Origin of the sequence: Pseudomonas sp. Tn43, assembly GCF_014192635.1 — a bacterium.
Lineage (GTDB): Bacteria > Pseudomonadota > Gammaproteobacteria > Pseudomonadales > Pseudomonadaceae > Aquipseudomonas.
Genome location: NZ_JACHYG010000004.1, coordinates 386734 through 400213, shown reverse-complemented (window position 1 = coordinate 400213; position 13480 = coordinate 386734). Strand labels below are relative to the sequence as shown.

The following is a 13480-nucleotide window of genomic DNA, read 5'->3' as shown; positions in this document are numbered from 1 at the left end:
GGAATAGCCCTGATGAAAGCCGTGCTGTGCAAAGCCTTCGGCCCTGCCGAATCGCTGGTGCTGGAAGACGTCGCCAGCCCTGTGGCGAAGAAGAATGAAATCCTGCTGGATGTGCATGCCGCCGGGGTGAACTTCCCGGACACGCTGATCATCGAGGGCAAATACCAATTCAAGCCGCCCTTCCCGTTTTCGCCGGGGGGCGAAGCGGCGGGTGTGGTCAGCGAGGTGGGCGAAAAGGTCAGCCACCTCAAGGTCGGTGATCGGGTCATGGCCTTGACTGGCTGGGGCAGCTTTGCCGAGCAAGTCGCGGTGCCGAGCTACAACGTGCTGCCAATCCCGCCCTCGATGGACTTCAACACCGCCGCCGCATTCAGCATGACCTACGGCACATCGATGCACGCCCTAAGGCAACGGGGCCAGCTGCAACCCGGCGAAACCTTGCTGGTGCTCGGCGCTTCCGGCGGCGTCGGCCTCGCCGCGGTGGAAATCGGCAAAGCCATGGGTGCTCGCGTCATAGCCGCCGCCAGCAGCGCAGAAAAACTCGCGGTGGCCAAGGCCGCCGGCGCCGATGAGCTGATCAACTACAGCGAAACCAGTCTCAAGGACGAGATCAAACGCCTGACCGACGGCCAGGGCGCCGACGTGATCTACGATCCGGTTGGCGGTGATCTGTTCGACCAGGCCATCCGCGCCATCGCCTGGAACGGCCGGCTATTGGTGGTCGGTTTCGCCAGCGGACGAATCCCGGAGCTGCCCGTGAACCTGGCACTGCTCAAAGGCGCAGCGGTGATCGGCGTGTTCTGGGGCTCCTTCGCCCAACGTCAGCCACAAGACAATGCAGCAAACTTCCAACAGTTGTTTGGCTGGTTTGCCGAGGGCAAGTTGAAGCCGTTAGTGTCTCAGGTGTATCCCCTGAGCAACGCGGCCCAAGCCATCAATGATCTTGGCCAGCGCAAGGCGGTCGGGAAAGTGGTCGTGCAGGTTCGCTGATTATTTTCTAGCCAGGTCGCAGCCTTGCGACCTGGCTCCGTCATCCCCACACCGACCCTCATTTATACCTGAGCGACATGTTCATAAAGGAACATGCGATCTCCAACATTTCCGCTGTTTTGCCGATGCGAACCGGTGCTATTTTCGGTAACGAAACTGTAACATTCGCATCCGCAGTCAAAACAAGAATTCTGGAGCTCTTGAATGTTTGCTTTCTTTCGTCCTGCCGCACATCAGGCTCCATTGCCTGAAGAAAAAATAGACAGCACCTACCGACGCCTTCGCTGGCAGATCTTCGCCGGCATTTTCATTGGGTACGCGGGTTACTACCTGCTGCGCAAGAACTTCACCCTGGCGATCCCGGATCTGATTGCTCAAGGCTATACAAAAGGCCAGCTGGGTGTGGCCATGTCGGCGATTGCGATCGCTTACGGCCTTTCCAAGTTTTTGATGGGCATCGTGTCCGACCGCTCAAACCCCCGTTATTTCCTGCCTTTTGGCCTGATAGTGTCCGCCGGAGTCATGTTCATTTTCGGTTTCGCGCCGTGGGCGACGTCCAGCGTGACCATGATGTTCATCCTGTTGTTCATCAACGGCTGGGCGCAAGGCATGGGCTGGCCGCCGAGCGGGCGCACCATGGTGCACTGGTGGTCACAGAAAGAACGCGGCGGTGTGGTTTCGGTATGGAACACCGCGCATAACGTCGGCGGTGGTTTGATCGGCCCGCTGGCAATACTCGGCATGGGCTGGTTCAACGACTGGCACAGCAAGTTCTATGTGCCGGCAGCGGTGGCGTTGCTGGTCGCTGTATTTGCCTTCATCGTCATGCGTGATACCCCGCAATCGACGGGACTGCCGCCGATCGAGAAGTACAAGAACGATTACCCGGAAGGCTACGACGCCAGCCATGAAGAAGAATTCAGCGCCAAAGACATCTTCGTCAAATACGTGCTGCGCAACAAAATGCTCTGGTTCATCGCACTGGCCAACGTCTTCGTCTATTTGTTGCGCTACGGCATTCTGGACTGGGCGCCGACCTACCTTAAGGAGGTCAAGCATTTCAACTTCGACAAGACGTCCTGGGCTTACTTCCTGTATGAGTGGGCAGGCATTCCCGGCACGCTGCTGTGCGGCTGGATGTCGGACAAGATCTTCCGGGGTAACCGTGGCCTGACGGGCATGGTCTTCATGGCACTGGTGACCGTTGCGACGATCGTTTACTGGCTCAATCCGCCGGGCAATCCGATGGTCGACATGATCTCGCTGTTCGCGATCGGCTTCCTGATCTACGGCCCGGTGATGCTGGTCGGCCTGCAGGCGCTGGAGCTGGTTCCGAAGAAAGCTGCAGGAACGGCCGCGGGCTTTACCGGTTTGTTTGGTTATTTGGGTGGTTCAGTCGCGGCCAGTGCCCTGATGGGCTACACGGTGGACTATTTCGGCTGGGATGGCGGCTTCATCCTGCTGGTTGTTGCCTGCCTGCTGGCGATGGCGTTCCTGGCGCCTACTTTGGGTCACAAAAACGTCGCCAGTCAGAGCCGCGAAGCGATCGCCTGATCGGCTTTTGATTTGCAGCGCTTGAGCCGCGCCTCCAGATTCCGGTCTGGCATGGCGTGGCTACGCAGGGCGTGGGCAGTCTGCTCGACATACTCGCGCGTCGTGCCATAACGCCCGCAAGCACTTTCGAACACCTGGCTCAGCACATGATCCGGCAAGTTGCCGGCATAGCTGGGCAGGTGTCGCTCCAAAACGAATCCCAATGCCTGAACCTGGCTTCCGTCTTCGAGACGGCAGTTGAGCCAGTGTGGGCGATAGGACGGGAATGGCATTTCACGCTGCCAGAGCGCATAAAGCGAAGCGTCGAGTTGCTCTTCGGGCAAGCGATAGGCAAAGCCGCTGCATGAGCCGCCGCGATCCAGGCCAAATACCAGCCCGGGCGCTTCCGGCGTACCGCGATGTTCGTGGGACCACAGGTATAAACCGCGATGGTAGCCATGCACGCGACCGCGTACTCGCTCAACCGCCGCACATTCAGGGCGCCAGATCAGCGAACCATAAGCGAATAGCCAGACCGGCCCACCCTTGTGGCGCGCCATGGTCGATTGCATCGAGTTGAGCAGTTGTTCATGCGTAAGTTGCGGCCCCAGATCGAGCCGCGGAGGGTAAGCCAGATTCAAAAAAGCAGATTCAATGGCGCTCATGGCGAATAGCGTTCAGCTCCCCGCGGGTGAAGAATTACTTAATAGAACGCACCGTTGTAACAATAAGGCACATAGGTTTAAGGCAATTTAAGTGCCATGGCGGCGCTCTAAAACTTATTGCCTGAATGGGATATAACCTACCGGCATTTATATAATTATATAAATACCGATCGGCTATATGAGGAGTTATAACGATTCAAGATCGCGGCGCGTAAGCGAACACATCCGCGCGCATTTGATGGGCATCCATTCCCGCTTCGACCAGCGCATCCAGGGTGCCATAGACCATCGCCGGAGAGCCGCTGGCATAGACGTGCAGGGCTTTGAGATCGGGGAAATCTTCACACACTGCCTCATGCAACATGCCGCAGCGCCCTCCCCAGCCACACTGATCGCTGACGACTTTATGCAGGAACAGATTGGGCAGTTTTTCCCATTCATCCCAATGTTCGATGTCATAAAAATCTTCAGGACGACGTACGCCCCAATACAGATGCACCGGATGCTTGAACCCCGCAGCCCGGCAATGTTCGATCAGGCTGTGAATCTGGCCCATGCCGGTCCCGGCAGCAATCAGCACCAATGGACCGTCTGGCAGTTCCGCCAGATGGGTATCGCCGAACGGCATCTCGATGCGCACCATCGGGTTGCGCTGAAGCTGTTCGATCAGGCTCAGCGCACTGCTTTCGCGCGCCAGTATGTGAATTTCCAGGTCGCGACCCGAATGCGGTGCGGAGGCCAGGGAGAAGGCGGATTTCTCGCCGTTTTCACGCTCGATCATCAGGTACTGGCCGGCGTGATAGCGCGGCGGCTTGCCCGCCGGGGCACGCAGACGCACGCGCCAGGTATCGCCGCCGACGTCCCTGCATTCAATGACCTGACACGACACGCTGCGCACCGGTAATTCTCCCAGCGCGAGCACGCCATCCCACAGCACGATGCAGTCTTCCAGCGGCTCTGCAATGCAAGTGTAGAACTCGCCATGGTCGCGCACATCGCCGGCTTGTTGGACCCGCCCTTCCACCAGCAACGCGCCGCACACATGGCAATTGCCGTTTCGACAGCTTTGCGGGCATTCATAGCCCAGGCGCCGCGCGCCATCGAGAATCCGCTCGCCGGGCAGAATATCCAGCACTGCTCCGGAAGGCTGCAAAGTTACACGCATCAATCTATTCCTAACTGATTCCAGATGGCATCGATCCGTTGGGTAACGGCTTCATCCTTGACGATGACCCGGCCCCACTCGCGAGTGGTTTCACCGGGCCACTTATGCGTGGCATCGAGTCCCATCTTCGAACCCAGGCCGGAAACCGGCGAGGCGAAGTCGAGGTAGTCGATCGGCGTGTTGTCGATCATCACCGTGTCACGCTTGGGGTCCATGCGCGTGGTGATGGCCCAGATCACGTCGTTCCAGTCCCGTGCGTTGATATCGTCGTCAGTGACGATAACGAACTTGGTGTACATGAACTGTCGCAAAAACGACCAGACACCGAGCATTACCCGCTTGGCATGCCCAGGATACGACTTCTTCATGGTCACGATGGCCATGCGGTACGAGCAGCCCTCGGGCGGCAGATAGAAGTCGGTGATCTCCGGAAACTGCTTCTGCAGGATCGGCACGAACACTTCATTAAGCGCCACACCGAGAATCGCCGGCTCATCTGGCGGACGGCCGGTGTAGGTGCTGTGATAAATCGGTTTGATCCGGTGGGTAATGCGCTCGACGGTGAACACCGGGAAGCTGTCGACTTCGTTGTAATAGCCAGTGTGGTCGCCATACGGGCCTTCGTCGGCCATTTCACCCGGATGGATCACGCCTTCCAGAATGATTTCAGCAGTAGCCGGCACTTGCAGGTCGTTACCGCGGCACTTCACCAGTTCGGTGCGATTGCCGCGCAACAGGCCGGCGAAAGCATACTCGGAGAGGCTGTCCGGCACCGGGGTCACGGCGCCCAGAATGGTTGCCGGGTCAGCGCCCAAGGCCACGGAGACCGGGAACGGCTGGCCGGGGTGTTTTTCGCACCATTCACGGTAATCCAGCGCGCCGCCACGGTGGCTCAACCAGCGCATGATCACCTTGTTGCGGCCGATCACCTGCTGACGATAGATACCGAGGTTCTGGCGATCCTTGTTCGGACCTTTGGTGACGGTCAGGCCCCAGGTAATCAGTGGACCGACGTCGCCCGGCCAGCAGGTCTGCACCGGCAACATCGCCAGATCGACATCGTCACCTTCGATGACCACTTCCTGGCACACCGCGTCTTTGACGACTTTGGGCGCCATGGCAATGATCTTGCGGAAGATCGGCAGCTTGGACCAGGCGTCTTTGAGGCCCTTCGGCGGCTCGGGCTCCTTGAGGAACGCCAACAGCTTGCCGATTTCGCGCAGCTCGCTGACCGCTTCTGCGCCCATGCCCAGCGCCACGCGCTCAGGGGTGCCGAACAGGTTGCCGAGTACGGGAATGTCATAACCGGTAGGGTTTTCGAAAAGCAGCGCCGGGCCCTTGGCGCGCAACGTGCGATCGCAGACCTCGGTCATTTCGAGCACTGGGGACACCGGAACCTGGATGCGCTTGAGTTCGCCGCGCTGTTCCAGGCCGCTGATAAAGTCGCGCAAGTCGCGATACTGCATGCGTGAGCCTCGTGTTGGCCGTGGCGTTCGGGGCAGGCAGTTTAGCGCCGAACCCCTCTATTCAGAACCACGAACTGCCGTTGATCAAAAATCAGATAGCAAAAAGCCGGGTTTCCCCGGCTTTTGCTGACTTTCTGCGATTTACTTGCGCTTCATCGACAGGAAGAACTCGTCGTTGGTCTTGGTCTGTTTCAGCTTGTCGACCAGGAACTCGATGGCAGAGACTTCGTCCATCGGGTGCAGCAACTTGCGCAGGATCCACATACGCTGCAGCTCGTCGTCGGCCGTCAGCAACTCTTCGCGGCGAGTACCGGAACGGTTGATGTTGATGGCCGGGAATACACGCTTTTCGGCGATCTTGCGGTCCAGAGGCAGTTCCATGTTGCCGGTGCCTTTGAATTCCTCGTAGATCACTTCGTCCATCTTCGAACCGGTTTCAACCAGCGCGGTCGCGATGATGGTCAGCGAACCACCTTCTTCGATGTTCCGTGCAGCACCGAAGAAACGTTTCGGTTTCTCCAGGGCGTGGGCATCGACACCACCGGTCAGCACCTTGCCGGAGCTCGGGATCACGGTGTTGTAGGCACGCGCCAGACGGGTGATGGAGTCAAGCAGGATCACCACGTCCTTCTTGTGTTCGACCAGGCGCTTGGCCTTCTCGATTACCATTTCGGCAACCTGCACGTGGCGGGTTGGCGGTTCGTCGAACGTCGAGGCAACCACTTCGCCGCGCACGGTGCGCTGCATTTCGGTCACTTCTTCCGGACGTTCGTCGATCAGCAATACGATCAGATGAACTTCAGGATTGTTACGTGCGATGTTCGCCGCGATGTTTTGCAGCATGATCGTTTTACCGGCTTTCGGCGGTGCAACGATCAGGCCTCGCTGGCCCTTGCCGATCGGGGCGCACAGGTCGATGACACGACCGGTCAAGTCTTCGGTGGAACCGTTGCCGGCTTCCATCTTCATGCGCACGGTCGGGAACAGCGGGGTCAGGTTCTCGAAGAGAATCTTGTTTTTCGCGTTCTCGGGACGATCGTAGTTGATCGTGTCAACCTTGAGCAGCGCGAAATACCGCTCGCCTTCCTTTGGAGGGCGGATCTTGCCAACGATGGTGTCACCGGTGCGCAAGTTGAAGCGGCGGATCTGGCTCGGCGAGACGTAGATATCGTCCGGGCCGGCAAGATAGGAAGCGTCAGCGGAGCGCAGGAAGCCGAAGCCGTCCTGGAGAATCTCCAGCACGCCATCACCGGAGATTTCCTCGCCGCTTTTAGCGTGCTTTTTGAGCAGGGAGAAAATCACGTCCTGCTTGCGCGAACGGGCCATATTTTCTATGCCCATCTGTTCGGCCAATTCGAGCAGTTCGGTAATCGGCTTTTGCTTGAGTTCAGTCAGATTCATATAGGAATGACGTAATCATTTATGGAGGGGGGAAATTAAGCTTTTGGCTTAATGAGGCCGCGCCGCAGAGAAGGCGACAGGATCGCGTACTTATTCGAAAAGGAGTGCGTCGGCGACGGCTAGCAGGGGGCAGTGGAGAAACCAGTGCGGGGCCGAATGTACCACCTGAATTTCGGAGCGTCTAGCCCTCAATAACGAAAAGGCCCCGCATTATGCGGGGCCTTTTCATGACGCTTTATAACAACGCTTAGATGTTGGCGTCGAGGAAAGCAGCCAGTTGCGACTTCGACAGCGCACCGACCTTGGTGGCTTCGACGTTGCCGTTCTTGAACAGCATCAGCGTCGGGATACCGCGTACGCCGTGCTTGGCCGGGGTTTCCTGGTTTTCATCGATGTTCAGCTTGGCAACGGTCAGCTTGCCAGCATAGGTGCCAGCAATCTCGTCCAGAACCGGGGCGATCATTTTGCAAGGGCCGCACCACTCAGCCCAGTAGTCAACAAGCACAGGGCCAGCAGCCTTCAGTACTTCTTCTTCGAAGTTAGCGTCGGTGACGTGCTTGATAAGATCGCTGCTCATGGATGTCTCCGGGTTGTAAGCAATAAAAAACGTGGCCCATCATAGCCGCCCTTCCCGTGTTCAGGAAGCCGCAGATGATTGAGTCTCGCTATGGTGGCCCATGAGTTTGGGTATAGCTCAAGTCATGAGGTGGCGGGAGCGACAAAAGCAATTCCGGTCCGCAGGGCGGCATTGCGCACATGCTCTTGCATGGCCTTCTGCGCGGCGCCAGAGGCCCGACGCGCCAGCGCGCGGAGGATTTTACGGTGCTCCTGCCAGGTTTCCATCGCCCGTTCGGCCCTGATGAACGGTAGCTTCTGGCTCTCCAGGAAGATGTCGGCGCTGGCGGAAAGGATGCTTAGCATCGCCTGATTGCCACTGGCCAGGAGGATACGTCGATGAAACTCGAAATCCAGTCGCGCCGCTGCATCGAAGTCGGCGGTCCGCAGTTCGTTGCGCATGGCGGCGACATTGTCTTCCAGGGCATCGAGTTCATCGGTGCTCAAGGTCACGGCAGCCAGCCCGGCGGCAAAACCTTCCAGCGCGTAGCGCAGCTGGAAAATGTCCAATGGCGATGCCTGAGCCGCGAACGGCCAGCCCGGCGCCGCATCGCCCCGGGGCAGATCTACCGGCGATTGCACGAACACCCCCTTGCCCGGCTGGATACTGACCACCCCCAGCGCGCTCAGGGACGACAACGCCTCGCGCAATGACGCCCGACTGACGCCCAACTGAGCTGCCAGATCCCGTTGCGACGGCAACGCGTCCCCCGCCCCGAAGCCTTGTTCGGTAATCAGTTTGCGGATGGCTTGCAGCGCCACTTCGGGTACGGCGCGGGAGATCGAGTTCATGGTTTTTTCAGACGAACCAGGCCAATGAGCGGCTAGTTGTAAAGCTATTCGCAACGCCCGGCAAGTCGTGCCCCATGGGGGTTCGGGAATTTTCACGGGTGCGCCATCAGGGTGCGAAATGTCACTCAACTGTTCAGACCAGTAAGACCGAACGACACCAGCAAAACCGTGGCCTGCGCCCCCCAAAAACCATTTTTGGCATGGCCCGTGCTCTGTCGATCCGCAGAAATCACTTCTCGCCGATCCGGAGATTTGCCATGACCCTGCGTTACAGCGCCCTCCTCGCCGCCTTGTTTGCCAGCCTGATGCTGAGCCAGGCACCCGCCCACGCCGACGGTCTGGAGGATGTGGTCAAGCGCGGCACCCTCAAAGTCGCCGTGCCCCAGGACTTCCCGCCGTTCGGTTCGGTCGGCCCGGACATGAAACCGCGCGGCCTCGATATTGACACCGCCAAACTGCTGGCCGACCAACTCAAGGTCAAACTCGAACTGACCCCGGTCAACAGCACCAACCGCATTCCGTTCCTGACCACAGGCAAAGTCGACCTGGTGATTTCCAGCCTGGGCAAGAACCCTGAGCGCGAGAAAGTCATCGACTTCTCACGTGCCTACGCGCCGTTCTACCTCGCCGTATTCGGCCCGCCAGACGCCGCCATCAAGGGCCTGGAGGATCTCAAGGGCAAAACCATCAGCGTCACCCGTGGCGCCATCGAAGACATCGAGCTGACCAAAGTCGCTCCTGAAGGCGCGACGATCAAACGCTTCGAAGACAACAACTCGACCATCGCCGCCTACCTCGCCGGGCAAGTCGACCTGATCGCCAGTGGCAACGTGGTGATGGTGGCGATCAGCGAGAAAAACCCGAAACGCGTGCCAGCCCTCAAGGTGAAGCTCAAGGATTCGCCGGTTTACGTCGGCGTGAACAAGAACGAGCCAGCGCTGCTGGGCAAGGTGAATGACATCCTCACCTCGGCCAAGGCTGACGGTGCGCTGGAAAAGAACTCGCAAACCTGGCTGAAAGAGCCGCTGCCGGCCGATCTCTGATCGTTCGCGGAGACGACTTATGGCTTATCAGTTCGATTTCTTGCCGGTGGTGGAAAACACCGATCTGCTGCTGCGCGGTGCGCTGTTCACCCTTGAGTTGACGGCCATTGGCGCGGTACTCGGAGTCGGTCTGGGTATCGTCGGGGCACTGGTGCGGGCGTGGAACATCCGCCCGTTCGCCGGCATTTTCGGGGTTTACGTCGAGTTGATCCGCAACACGCCATTCCTGGTGCAGTTGTTTTTCATCTTCTTCGGTTTGCCGTCGCTGGGCCTGCAGATTTCCGAATGGCAGGCGGCGGTGCTGGCGATGGTGATCAACCTTGGCGCCTATTCGACCGAGATCATCCGCGCCGGCATTCAAGCAATTCCGCGCGGGCAGTTGGAAGCCGCAGCCGCACTGGCGATGACCCGCTTCGAAGCCTTCCGCCACGTGGTGCTGCTACCAGCGCTGGGCAAGGTCTGGCCGGCCCTGAGCAGCCAGATCATCATCGTGATGCTCGGCTCGGCGGTCTGTTCGCAGATCGCCACCGAAGAGCTGAGCTTCGCCGCCAACTTCATTCAATCGCGCAACTTCCGCGCCTTTGAAACCTATGCCCTGACCACACTGATCTACCTGTGCATGGCGCTGCTGATCCGCCAATTGCTGAACTGGATCGGCCGGCGCTACATAGCAAGGAGCAGCAGCCAATGAGCGATTTCACCTTCTGGGACATCCTGCGCAACCTGCTCACCGGCCTGCAATGGACCCTCGCGCTGTCGCTGGTGGCATTTATCGGCGGCGGGCTGATCGGTTTGTTGATCATGGTGATGCGGATTTCAAAAAAGTCCCTGCCCAGCCACTTCGCCCGCACCTACATCGAACTGTTCCAGGGCACGCCGCTATTGATGCAGCTGTTTCTGGTGTTCTTCGGTGTGGCGCTGGCCGGTGTGGAGATTTCGCCGTGGATGGCCGCGGCGATAGCCTTGACGCTGTTCACCAGCGCCTATCTGGCGGAGATCTGGCGCGGTTGTGTCGATTCGATCCCCAATGGCCAGTGGGAAGCCTCCTCGAGCCTGGCGCTCAATCCGCTGGAGCAACTGCGTTACGTGATCCTGCCGCAAGCCTTGCGCATTGCCGTGGCGCCGACCGTGGGCTTCTCGGTGCAAGTGGTCAAAGGCACCGCCGTGACCTCGATCATCGGCTTCACCGAACTGACCAAGACCGGCGGCATGCTCGCCAACGCGACCTTCGAGCCCTTCATGGTCTACGGCCTGGTGGCGCTCGGTTACTTCCTGCTCTGCTACCCCTTGTCCCTCAGTGCGCGCTACCTGGAAAGGAGACTGCATGCCTCTGCTTAGAATTTCCGCCCTGCATAAATATTACGGCGACCATCATGTGCTCAAAGGCATCGACCTGAGTGTCGAGGAAGGCCAAGTGGTGGCGATCATCGGTCGCAGCGGCTCGGGCAAATCCACCTTGCTGCGCACCCTCAATGGCCTGGAATCGATCAATGACGGCGTGATCGAAGTTGATGGCGAATACCTCGACGCAGCCCGTGCCGACCTGCGCAGCTTGCGGCAGAAAGTCGGGATGGTGTTCCAGCAGTTCAATCTGTTCCCGCACCTCACTGTGGGCGAAAACGTCATGCTCGCGCCGCAAGTGGTGCAAAAAGTGCAGAAAGCCAAAGCCGCCGAACTGGCGCGGCACATGCTGGAACGGGTCGGACTGGGGGAAAAGTTCGATGCCTTCCCCGACCGGCTGTCTGGTGGCCAGCAACAGCGGGTGGCGATTGCCCGGGCGCTGGCGATGTCGCCGAAGGTGCTGTTGTGCGATGAAATCACCTCGGCGCTGGACCCGGAACTGGTCAACGAAGTGCTGAGCGTGGTCCGGCAACTGGCCAGGGAGGGCATGACGCTGATCATGGTCACCCATGAAATGCGTTTTGCCCGCGAGGTGGGGGACAAATTGGTGTTCATGCACCAGGGCAAGGTGCATGAGGTGGGGGATCCGAAGGTGCTGTTCGCCAACCCGCAGACGGCGGAACTGGCGAATTTTATCGGGACGGTGGAAGCGGCAGGCTGAAGGAAACTTAGTGCCTTTGAGGCCGCCTTCGCGGGCAAGCCCGCTCCCACAGGGTTCTCTGCTGGAACGCGATCATGTGTTCGACGCAAAAACCTGTGGGAGCGGGCTTGCCCGCGAAGAGGTCATTCGCAACACCACGGATGCCCCGTGGTAAAAGATCGCAGCCTTCGACAGCGCCTACGCGTTGGCGGCAGCGTTTGATCGTGGCAGGATGTCGGGGTTATCGACCGAGACCCCCTGACCATGCCGCTATCCCAAGCCAAGAATCTGTCCCTGATCGCCGCAATCGACCTGGGCTCCAACAGCTTTCACATGGTCGTGGCCAAGGCCCAGAACGGCGAAATCCGGATTCTCGAGCGTCTCGGGGAAAAGGTTCAGCTGGCCGCCGGCATCGACGAAGAACGTCAACTCAGCGAAGAATCCATGCAGCGCGGGCTCGATTGCCTGAAACGCTTCGCCCAACTGATCAGCGGTATGCCACCGGGCACCGTGCGGATCGTCGGCACCAACGCCCTGCGCGAAGCCCGTAACCGCGCCGAATTCATCCACCGCGCCGAAGAAATCCTTGGCCATCCGGTGGAAGTCATCTCGGGCCGTGAAGAAGCGCGCCTGATTTACCTCGGCGTCTCCCACACCCTCGCCGATACGCCGGGCAAGCGCCTGGTGGCTGACATCGGTGGCGGCAGTACCGAATTCATCATCGGCCAGCGCTTCGAACCGCTGCTGCGCGAAAGCCTGCAAATGGGTTGCGTCAGTTATACCCAGCGCTATTTCAAGGATGGCAAGATAACCCCGGCCCGCTATGCCCAGGCATACACCGCGGCGCGGCTGGAGATCATGAGCATCGAACACGCCCTGCACCGCCTGACCTGGGATGAAGCCATCGGCTCCTCGGGCACCATTCGCGCCATTGGCCTGGCACTGAAGGCCGGCGGGCATGGCACGGGCGAAGTGAATGCCGAAGGCCTGGCCTGGCTCAAGCGCAAGCTGTTCAAACTCGGCGATGCCGAAAAAATCGATTTCGAAGGCATCAAGCCCGACCGTCGGGCAATCTTCCCCGCCGGGCTGGCAATTCTCGAAGCAATCTTCGACGCCCTCGAATTGCAACGCATGGACCACTGTGAAGGCGCCCTGCGCGAAGGCGTGCTCTACGACCTGTTGGGCCGTCATCACCATGAAGACGTGCGTGAGCGCACCCTCAGCTCGCTGATGGAGCGTTACCACGTTGACCTGGAGCAAGCCGCCCGGGTTGAACGCAAGGCGCTGCACGCCTTCGATCAAGTGGCCGTGGATTGGGAGCTGGATGACGGTGTCTGGCGCGAACTGCTGAGCTGGGCCGCCAAAGTCCATGAAGTGGGCCTGGACATCGCCCACTATCAGTACCACAAGCACGGTGCTTACCTGATCGAGCACTCGGATCTGGCTGGTTTCTCCCGCGAAGACCAGCAAATGCTCGCGCTACTGGTACGTGGCCACCGACGCAACATTCCCAAGGACAAGTTCGCCGAATTCGGCGACGACGGCATCAAGCTGATTCGCCTGTGCGTGTTGCTGCGTTTTGCGATTCTGTTTCACCACATCCGCGGCACCCAGGAAATGCCTCAGGTCGTACTGCACGCCAACGGCCACAGCCTGGATGTGTTGTTCCCCGAACACTGGCTGGACGATAACCAGTTGACCCAGGCCGACTTCGCCCTCGAAGCGGAATGGCTGACTCGCGTCAGCTTCGTGCTTAACGTTCGTTGAAA

13 protein-coding genes are annotated in these 13480 nt (G+C 59.3%); 7 read left to right on the top strand and 6 right to left on the bottom strand.

The window, feature by feature from the left end; all coding sequences use genetic code 11:
- The first annotated feature begins 12 nt into the window (after window positions 1-12).
- A complete protein-coding gene (locus FHW68_RS13540; protein WP_183680767.1) occupies window positions 13-990 on the top strand; it encodes an NADPH:quinone oxidoreductase family protein in 978 nt (325 codons plus the stop codon).
- A 204-nt stretch (window positions 991-1194) separates the two neighbouring features.
- Entirely contained in the window at window positions 1195-2544 is a 1350-nt protein-coding gene (gene glpT / locus FHW68_RS13535) for a glycerol-3-phosphate transporter (RefSeq protein ID WP_183680765.1), read from the top strand.
- Here glpT and FHW68_RS13530 read toward each other — a convergent pair.
- The 6 genes from FHW68_RS13530 to FHW68_RS13505 all read right to left on the bottom strand — a co-directional run bounded on the left by FHW68_RS13530 (window position 2520) and on the right by FHW68_RS13505 (window position 8627).
- Complete coding sequence (locus tag FHW68_RS13530; RefSeq protein ID WP_095633146.1) at window positions 2520-3188, bottom strand: gamma-glutamylcyclotransferase; 669 nt, start codon at window positions 3186-3188, stop codon at window positions 2520-2522. The two genes, glpT and FHW68_RS13530, sit on opposite strands and share 25 nt — an antisense overlap.
- Before the next feature lie 196 nt (window positions 3189-3384).
- The gene (locus FHW68_RS13525) at window positions 3385-4353 is read right to left on the bottom strand and encodes a CDP-6-deoxy-delta-3,4-glucoseen reductase (RefSeq protein ID WP_183680762.1); all 969 of its coding nucleotides are present in this window, start codon (window positions 4351-4353) and stop codon (window positions 3385-3387) included.
- Window positions 4353-5819: a 4-hydroxy-3-polyprenylbenzoate decarboxylase gene (gene ubiD, locus FHW68_RS13520; protein WP_008024285.1), complete on the bottom strand. Its 1467-nt coding sequence runs from the start codon at window positions 5817-5819 to the stop codon at window positions 4353-4355. Before ubiD ends, FHW68_RS13525 begins: the two co-directional genes overlap by 1 nt.
- A gap of 141 nt (window positions 5820-5960) precedes the next feature.
- Window positions 5961-7220 (bottom strand): transcription termination factor Rho, encoded by a 1260-nt coding sequence (rho, locus tag FHW68_RS13515; protein ID WP_007899384.1) that lies wholly within the window; start codon window positions 7218-7220, stop codon window positions 5961-5963.
- Between the two features lie 247 nt (window positions 7221-7467).
- Window positions 7468-7797 (bottom strand): thioredoxin TrxA, encoded by a 330-nt coding sequence (gene trxA / locus FHW68_RS13510; protein WP_007899382.1) that lies wholly within the window; start codon window positions 7795-7797, stop codon window positions 7468-7470.
- Window positions 7798-7919: 122 nt separating this feature from the next.
- Window positions 7920-8627, bottom strand: coding sequence for a FadR/GntR family transcriptional regulator (locus FHW68_RS13505; protein WP_095633144.1), 708 nt, complete (start codon window positions 8625-8627; stop codon window positions 7920-7922).
- A gap of 257 nt (window positions 8628-8884) precedes the next feature.
- Between FHW68_RS13505 and FHW68_RS13500 the strand changes: the two genes are divergently transcribed.
- The 5 genes from FHW68_RS13500 (at window position 8885) to ppx (ending at window position 13478) form a co-directional block, all read left to right on the top strand.
- Entirely contained in the window at window positions 8885-9670 is a 786-nt protein-coding gene (locus FHW68_RS13500) for a transporter substrate-binding domain-containing protein (RefSeq protein ID WP_183680761.1), read from the top strand.
- Window positions 9671-9689: 19 nt separating this feature from the next.
- Window positions 9690-10361: an amino acid ABC transporter permease gene (locus tag FHW68_RS13495; RefSeq protein WP_008076077.1), complete on the top strand. Its 672-nt coding sequence runs from the start codon at window positions 9690-9692 to the stop codon at window positions 10359-10361.
- On the top strand, window positions 10358-11008 hold the full coding sequence (locus FHW68_RS13490; protein ID WP_007899375.1) for an amino acid ABC transporter permease: 651 nt from the start codon (window positions 10358-10360) through the stop codon (window positions 11006-11008). Before FHW68_RS13495 ends, FHW68_RS13490 begins: the two co-directional genes overlap by 4 nt.
- Window positions 10995-11732, top strand: coding sequence for an amino acid ABC transporter ATP-binding protein (locus FHW68_RS13485; protein WP_183680759.1), 738 nt, complete (start codon window positions 10995-10997; stop codon window positions 11730-11732). Before FHW68_RS13490 ends, FHW68_RS13485 begins: the two co-directional genes overlap by 14 nt.
- A 243-nt stretch (window positions 11733-11975) precedes the next feature.
- Window positions 11976-13478: an exopolyphosphatase gene (ppx, locus tag FHW68_RS13480; RefSeq protein WP_183680757.1), complete on the top strand. Its 1503-nt coding sequence runs from the start codon at window positions 11976-11978 to the stop codon at window positions 13476-13478.
- Window positions 13479-13480: the final 2 nt, after the last annotated feature.